At 61.5% G+C, this 6,540-nt stretch carries 5 protein-coding genes and 1 pseudogene; 3 read left to right on the forward strand and 3 right to left on the reverse strand.

The genetic code is table 11. The features are described 5' to 3' along the window. Positions 1–50 precede the first annotated feature (50 nt). The 3 genes from phoU to ACIGDJ_RS09710 all read left to right on the forward strand — a co-directional run bounded on the left by phoU (position 51) and on the right by ACIGDJ_RS09710 (position 2,974). Positions 51–812 (forward strand): phosphate signaling complex protein PhoU, encoded by a 762-nt coding sequence (gene phoU / locus ACIGDJ_RS09700; RefSeq protein WP_016772483.1) that lies wholly within the window; start codon positions 51–53, stop codon positions 810–812. A gap of 187 nt (positions 813–999) precedes the next feature. Beyond that, positions 1,000–1,932 carry a response regulator gene (locus tag ACIGDJ_RS09705; RefSeq protein WP_101161743.1) on the forward strand — a complete coding sequence of 311 codons (933 nt, stop codon included), beginning with the start codon at positions 1,000–1,002 and terminating at the stop codon, positions 1,930–1,932. A 145-nt stretch (positions 1,933–2,077) separates the two neighbouring features. Then, entirely contained in the window at positions 2,078–2,974 is an 897-nt protein-coding gene (locus ACIGDJ_RS09710) for a peptidoglycan DD-metalloendopeptidase family protein (protein ID WP_397478669.1), read from the forward strand. Positions 2,975–3,082: 108 nt separating this feature from the next. Here ACIGDJ_RS09710 and ACIGDJ_RS09715 read toward each other — a convergent pair whose 3' ends face one another. From ACIGDJ_RS09715 to phoB, 3 genes and pseudogenes are all read right to left on the reverse strand, one after another. Beyond that, positions 3,083–4,423 (reverse strand): hemolysin family protein, encoded by a 1,341-nt coding sequence (locus ACIGDJ_RS09715; protein ID WP_016772486.1) that lies wholly within the window; start codon positions 4,421–4,423, stop codon positions 3,083–3,085. Positions 4,424–4,546: 123 nt separating this feature from the next. Beyond that, a complete protein-coding gene (gene phoR / locus ACIGDJ_RS09720) occupies positions 4,547–5,833 on the reverse strand; it encodes a phosphate regulon sensor histidine kinase PhoR (protein ID WP_256589924.1) in 1,287 nt (428 codons plus the stop codon). A 74-nt stretch (positions 5,834–5,907) separates the two neighbouring features. Next, positions 5,908–6,540: pseudogene (gene phoB, locus ACIGDJ_RS09725) on the reverse strand (phosphate regulon transcriptional regulator PhoB); the annotation flags it as partial.

A 6,540-nucleotide genomic window follows, 5' to 3' on the forward strand; every position in this document is an offset into this window, starting at 1 on the left:
ATTGACGCTGCGGCCCACCGCACCTAACCGGACGCTCCAAGGACGCCAACATGATTAGTAAAGAAGGCCTTACCCACCACATCTCCGCGCAGTTCAACGCTGAGCTCGAGGAAGTGCGCAGCCACCTCCTTGCCATGGGCGGGCTGGTCGAAAAGCAGGTCAACGACGCGGTGACCGCGCTGATCGAGGCGGACTCCGGCCTGGCTCAGCAGGTGCGTGAGATCGACGACCAGATCAACCAGATGGAACGCAACATCGACGAAGAATGCCTGCGTATTCTCGCCCGTCGTCAGCCGGCGGCGTCCGACCTGCGTTTGATCATCAGCATTTCCAAGTCGGTGATCGACCTCGAGCGTATCGGCGATGAAGCCACCAAGATCGCCCGTCGTGCCATCCAGTTGTGCGAAGAAGGTGAAGCGCCGCGCGGTTACGTCGAGGTTCGCCACATTGGCGACCAGGTACGCAATATGGTTCGCGATGCACTGGACGCGTTCGCGCGTTTCGACGCCGATCTGGCCTTGTCGGTGGCGCAGTACGACAAGATCATCGACCGCGAATACAAAACCGCCCTGCGTGAGCTGGCGACCTACATGATGGAAGACCCACGCTCTATCTCGCGGGTGCTGAGCATCATCTGGGTCCTGCGTTCGCTGGAGCGCATCGGCGATCACGCGCGCAACATCTCCGAACTGGTGATTTACCTGGTGCGCGGCACTGACGTGCGCCACATGGGCCTCAAGCGCATGAAGGAAGAAGTTGAAGGCACAAGTGCCGAAACCGCTAATGTTCCGGGCGAAGCTGACGATAAGTAAGATTGCCTGAGAAAAGCGCCCGGCCCTCTGGCCGGGCGTTTTTGTTTGTGCTTTTCACAGGCGACCGAATTGAAAAGCGAATTAAAAAGCAGCACCCGCGAACGAAAAGTCCCGGCGTGACTGAAGAGTTTTGGCAATGTGCCATCAGCCAGCGTTATGCTTGCCGGGATTTTAATAGGGGTGTTGGATGAGCAAGATCAGTGTGTTGGTCGTGGACGATGCTTCGTTCATTCGTGACCTGGTGAAAAAGTGCCTGCGTAATTACTTCCCGGGGATCCGCACCGAGGACGCCATCAACGGCAAAAAGGCCCAGGCCATGCTGGCCAAAGAGGCGTTCGACCTGGTGCTGTGCGACTGGGAGATGCCGGAAATGTCCGGCCTCGAGCTGCTGACCTGGTGCCGCGAGCAGGACAACCTCAAGACCATGCCGTTCGTCATGGTCACCAGCCGTGGTGACAAGGAAAACGTCGTCCAGGCGATTCAGGCCGGCGTTTCCGGCTACGTCAGCAAGCCGTTCACCAACGAGCAACTGCTGACCAAGGTCAAGCAGGCACTGAACAAGGTCGGCAAGCTCGACACCCTGATGAACAGCGCGCCGACCAAAATGAATTCGGCATTCGGCAACGATTCCCTGAGCGCACTGACCGGCGGCAAGCCTGCCGTGGTCGGCGGTGCTGCGGCCAAGCCTGTCGCTGCTGCCCCCGCTCCAGCCGCTGCACCGTCGCGCGGTTTGCTCAACAGCCCGCCAGTTCAGGCGCCCGGTGCATCCAAGGCGCCGGTGGGCGGTCGCGGTCAGGGTCAGCTGCGACTGCCGAGCGGCAATCAGCAATGCGTGATCAAGGCCTTGAGCATCAAGGAAGCGCTGCTGGTGGTGAAGCGCACCGAGACCCTGCCGCAGATTCTCGACAGCGCCGTGCTCGATCTGGAGCAGGGCGACAACGCCGAGATAGCGCGCCTCAATGGTTACCTGCACGCCATCGTCGCCCACGAGCAGAAAGCCGACAGCGACTGGCTGCAATTGACCTTCCGCTTCGTCGACCAGGACGCGCAGAAGCTCGACTATATCTCGCGCCTGATCGCCCGTGGCACGGCGCAGAAGCATTTCGTACCGGGCGCCTGATCTCGTCGCCTGGCAGTGATCGTTCCCACGCAGAGCGTGGGAACGATCGGCTTCTGCACTGCCTATTTGCAACATCTGTCGACTAGCCTGGTCTGTCTCAGCTGCTAGGCTGATTCCCAGGCCTTCCTTCGACAGACTTTTGCCCATGCTCGCGCGCCTGCTGTTTTTCTGCGGTCTCTGCCTGGCCTCCCACCTGGCGGTGGCCATGACCATCTACAAATCCACCGACGCCAACGGTGTGGTCTCGTACAGCGACCGCCCGAGCAAAGGCGCGAAAGTGTTCGTGTTTCAGGATCGCATGGTCGAGCGCCTCGACCGCCAGGTGTATCTGGACATCAAGAAGCAGAAGGGCGTCGACGTGGTGTTTGCGCGCAACGATCTGTACGCGCCGGTCGAGGTTGCCCTGGCCTTCATCGGCACGAGCAATGTGCGCGGCGCCCCTGCGCAGGCCATACGTCGCGTCCTGCCACCGCGCAGCAACACGCGACTGGCGCTGCTGACGGCGATCAGCCGCGATCAGCCGCTGGTGTATTCGCCGCAGTTCCAGTATTCGCTGGGCGACCCCTCAGGCACCGCGCAGGGCTATCGCTATCCGCTGCCCTGGCGTGGCGGGCCGTTCCGCCTGAGTCAGGGCGCCAACGGCCAGTACAGCCACTACGGGCCGAAGAATCGCTACGCCATGGACATTGCCATGCCGGTCGGCACGCCGATCATTGCCGCGCGAGCGGGGGTGGTGGTCAAGACCGAGAATTCCCAGAGCGGGCGCGGCACCGATGCGTCGGGCAATTTCGTGCGGGTGCTGCACGATGACGGCACCATGGGCGTGTACCTGCATCTGAAGCAGGGTTCGGTGAGCGTACGCGAAGGGCAGCGGGTCAAGGTCGGCAGTGCGCTGGCGCTGTCGGGCAACACCGGCAACAGCAGCGGCCCGCACCTGCACTTCGTGGTACAGCGCAATACCGGCGAAGGGCTGGTGTCGATTCCCTACCAGTTCAATCAGCCACTGGCGGCGTTGCCCAATTTTGCGTTGGGCAAACAATAAAGCAAAAGATCGCAGCCTGCGGCAGATCCTGCCATGGGAATGCGATCCCTGTAGGAGCTGCCGAAGGCTGCGATCTTTTGGCAGGCAACGCGGTTTCCCGCATGGCACTCAATCGAGCATCAACACCTTGGCCAGGACAATCTTCGGCCCTTTCATCTTCTTGATGATGATGCGCAGGCCTTCGACTTCCAGCACTTCTTCCTCTTCCGGGACCCGTTTGAGGGTTTCGTAAACCAGCCCAGCGAGGGTTTCCGCTTCGATGTGATCAAGATCGATGCCCAGCAGGCGCTCAACCTTGAACAACGGCGTATCGCCACGCACCAGCAGCTTGCCCGGCTGATAGGCGAGAATGCCGCGCTCAGCCTTGCGGTGTTCGTCCTGAATGTCGCCGACCAGCACTTCCAGCACGTCTTCCATGGTCAGGTAGCCGATGATGTTGCCGTCAGCCTCCTCGACCACGGCGAAGTGCGAGCCACCCTTGCGGAACTGCTCCAGCAACTGCGACAGCGGCATGTGCCGCGATACGCGCTCCAGCGGGCGGGTCAGCTCGGCCAGGTTGAACGACTCGGGAATGTGGTCCAGCGCCGCCAGTTCCAAGAGCAGATCCTTGATGTGCAGCAGGCCGACGAACTCCTGGCGCTCGCTGTCGTACACCGGATAACGGCTGAACTTGTGGCGACGGAACATCGCCAGGATTTCCTTCAGCGGCGCGTTGAATTCGAGGGTGATCAGGTCTTCGCGGGAGTTGGCCCAGTCGACCACTTCCAGCTCGCCCATTTCCACGGCCGAAGCCAATACGCGCATGCCCTGATCGCTCGGATCCTGGCCACGGCTGGAGTGCAGGATGAGTTTCAGTTCTTCGCGGCTGTAATGGTGTTCATGGTGCGGGCCGGGTTCACCTTGCCCTGCGATACGCAGAATCGCGTTGGCGCTGGCGTTGAGCAGGTAGATCGCCGGGTACATCGCCCAGTAGAACAGGTACAGCGGCACCGCCGTCCACAGCGACAGCAGCTCGGGTTTGCGGATCGCCCACGACTTGGGCGCGAGCTCGCCGACCACAATGTGCAGATAGGAAATGATGAAGAACGCGGTGAAGAACGACACGCCTTTGATGATCTCGGGCGAATCTACGCCGACTGCACTGAGCAAAGGTTCGAGAATGTGCGCGAACGCCGGTTCACCGACCCAGCCCAGGCCGAGGGAGGCGAGGGTGATACCCAACTGACATGCCGACAGGTAGGCATCGAGCTGACTGTGCACGGTGCGCAGGATGTGCCCGCGCCAGCCGTGCTGCTCGGCGATGGCTTCGACCCGGGTCGAGCGTAGTTTGACCATGGCGAATTCCGCCGCAACGAAAAAGCCGTTGAGCAACACCAGGATCAGAGCAAAAAGAATCATGCCGAAGTCGGCAAAAATGGTAGCGAGGGACAAGCCAGGGGAAGGGTCCATGATGGAGTTTTGCAGGTTCCGTGTGATTCGAAAGTAAGGGAAAACAGCGCCTGAAAGGCAGGCGCAAGTCAGCCAATGTAGCGGCTGACTTGGCAATTGCCTAGTGGCGTGTGCCGGGCGGCATCACTCGGCGGCGCTGATCGCCCGTGCGCTGGCCACCTGGGCCGGGGCGAAGTGGCAGGTGAACGTGCTGCCGTGGCCGGGCACGCTGCTGATCTCCATGCGCGCACGATGGCGCAACAGCACGTGTTTGACGATGGCCAGGCCGAGGCCGGTGCCGCCGGTGTTGGAGTTGCGGCTGGAATCGACGCGATAGAAGCGTTCGGTCAGGCGCGGCAGGTGTTTGCTGTCGATACCGATGCCCGAATCCTGCACGCTCAGGTGAGCGCCCTGATCGTCGCCCCACCAGCGAATCCGAATGTTGCCTTCGGCCGGGGTGTACTTGACCGCGTTGAACACCAGATTGGAAAACGCACTGCGCAACTCCGCTTCGCTGCCCTTGAGCAGCACTCCGGCATTGGCCTCGAGGCTGATGCGCTGGTTTTTCGACCCGGACAATTGCTGGGCGTCGCTGGTGATCGATTGCAGCAATGTGTCGATCTGCACCGGCTGGTTATCCGACGGATAATCGGTGGCTTCCAGTTTCGCCAGCAGCAACAAGTCGTTGAGCAGCGTCTGCATGCGCCCGCCCTGTTGCTGCATCTGCTGCAGGGCCCGGCTCCAGCGCGGGTTCACTTCCTCGACGTTATCGAGCAGGGTTTCCAGATAGCCGCAGATCACCGTCAGCGGTGTGCGCAATTCGTGGGAAACGTTGGCGATGAAGTCTTTGCGCATCTGCTCCAGTTGATGGATGCGCGTGACGTCGCGCACCAGCATCAGATGCTCGTTGTTGCCGTAGCGGGTCAGGTACAGCTGAATGCGTACGCGATCATTGGTCGGAGACGGGATTTCCAGCGGCTCGGCGAAGTTGTCCTGCTCGAAATATTCCTTGAAGCGCGGATGGCGCACCAGGTTGGTCACCGGTTGGCCGCTGTCTTGTGGGGTCTTGAGGCCGAGCAGGGTTTCGGCGGCGCGGTTCCACCATTCCAGATTGCCGTCGCTGTCGAGCATGATCACTGCGTCTTTCAGCGCGGCGGTGGATTCCTGCACCCGGTCGATCACTGCTTGCAGGCGCCCGCGCACGCGTTGATCGCGGCGTTGCAGGTGGTAGATGCTGTCGAACACCTCGCCCCACAGACCATAGCCATCGGGCGGTGCTTCGTCGGGTTGGTGCTGGCGCAGCCATTCGTGCAGACGCAGCAATTGCTTGAGCGTCCAGGCCAGATAAAGGCCCAGACCCACTGCGAGGCTCCAGCCGTAATAGCCGGTGATCAGGCCGATCACCAGGCAGGCGGTGACCAGCAACAGCATGTGGCGAATCAGGGTGCCATGCCAGTTTTGATTCACAGTCGATACGGTCCTTGTCAGCGAGTCTGGCGGGCGGATCAGGCCTTTGTAGAGAACCGATAACCGGTGCCGCGCACGGTTTGTACCAGATTTTCGTAAGCGTCGCCGAGGGCTTTGCGCAGGCGCCTGATGTGCACGTCGACGGTGCGCTCTTCGACATAGACGTTGCCGCCCCAGACCTGATCCAGCAACTGGCCGCGGGTGTAGGCGCGTTCCTGGTGGGTCATGAAGAATTGCAGCAGGCGGTATTCGGTCGGGCCCATCTCGGCGGGTTTGCCGTCGATGGTCACGCGGTGGCTGATCGGGTCGAGCAACAGGCCGCCGACTTCGATTGGCGCTTCGCCATCGGTCGGTCCGGCACGGCGCAGCACAGCCTTGAGACGGGCGACCAGTTCGCGCGGAGAAAACGGTTTGGTGATGTAGTCGTCGGCGCCGACTTCCAGGCCCTGGATCTTGTTGTCCTCTTCACCCTTGGCGGTGAGCATGATGATCGGGATGTCCCCGGTCAGCTCGTCACGCTTGAGGCGTCGGGCCAGTTCGATGCCGGAGGTGCCCGGCAGCATCCAGTCGAGCAGGATCAGGTCCGGCTTGCGGTCGACGATGATGGCGTGGGCCTGCGGCGAAGTCTGTGCCTCGAGGCAGTCCTAGCCGGCCATTTCCAACGCGACGGC

It is taken from the genome of Pseudomonas sp. NPDC079367, assembly GCF_044542195.1.
Lineage (GTDB): Bacteria > Pseudomonadota > Gammaproteobacteria > Pseudomonadales > Pseudomonadaceae > Aquipseudomonas.

What these genes read in the sequence shown, in the direction of transcription:
- phoU (WP_016772483.1), top strand. Translation starts at nt 51, where the DNA reads ATGATTAGTAAAGAAGGCCTTACCCACCACATCTCCGCGCAGTTCAAC.
- ACIGDJ_RS09705 (WP_101161743.1), top strand. Translation starts at nt 1,000, where the DNA reads ATGAGCAAGATCAGTGTGTTGGTCGTGGACGATGCTTCGTTCATTCGT.
- ACIGDJ_RS09710 (WP_397478669.1), top strand. Translation starts at nt 2,078, where the DNA reads ATGCTCGCGCGCCTGCTGTTTTTCTGCGGTCTCTGCCTGGCCTCCCAC.
- ACIGDJ_RS09715 (WP_016772486.1), bottom strand. Translation starts at nt 4,423, where the DNA reads ATGGACCCTTCCCCTGGCTTGTCCCTCGCTACCATTTTTGCCGACTTC.
- phoR (WP_256589924.1), bottom strand. Translation starts at nt 5,833, where the DNA reads ATGCTGTTGCTGGTCACCGCCTGCCTGGTGATCGGCCTGATCACCGGC.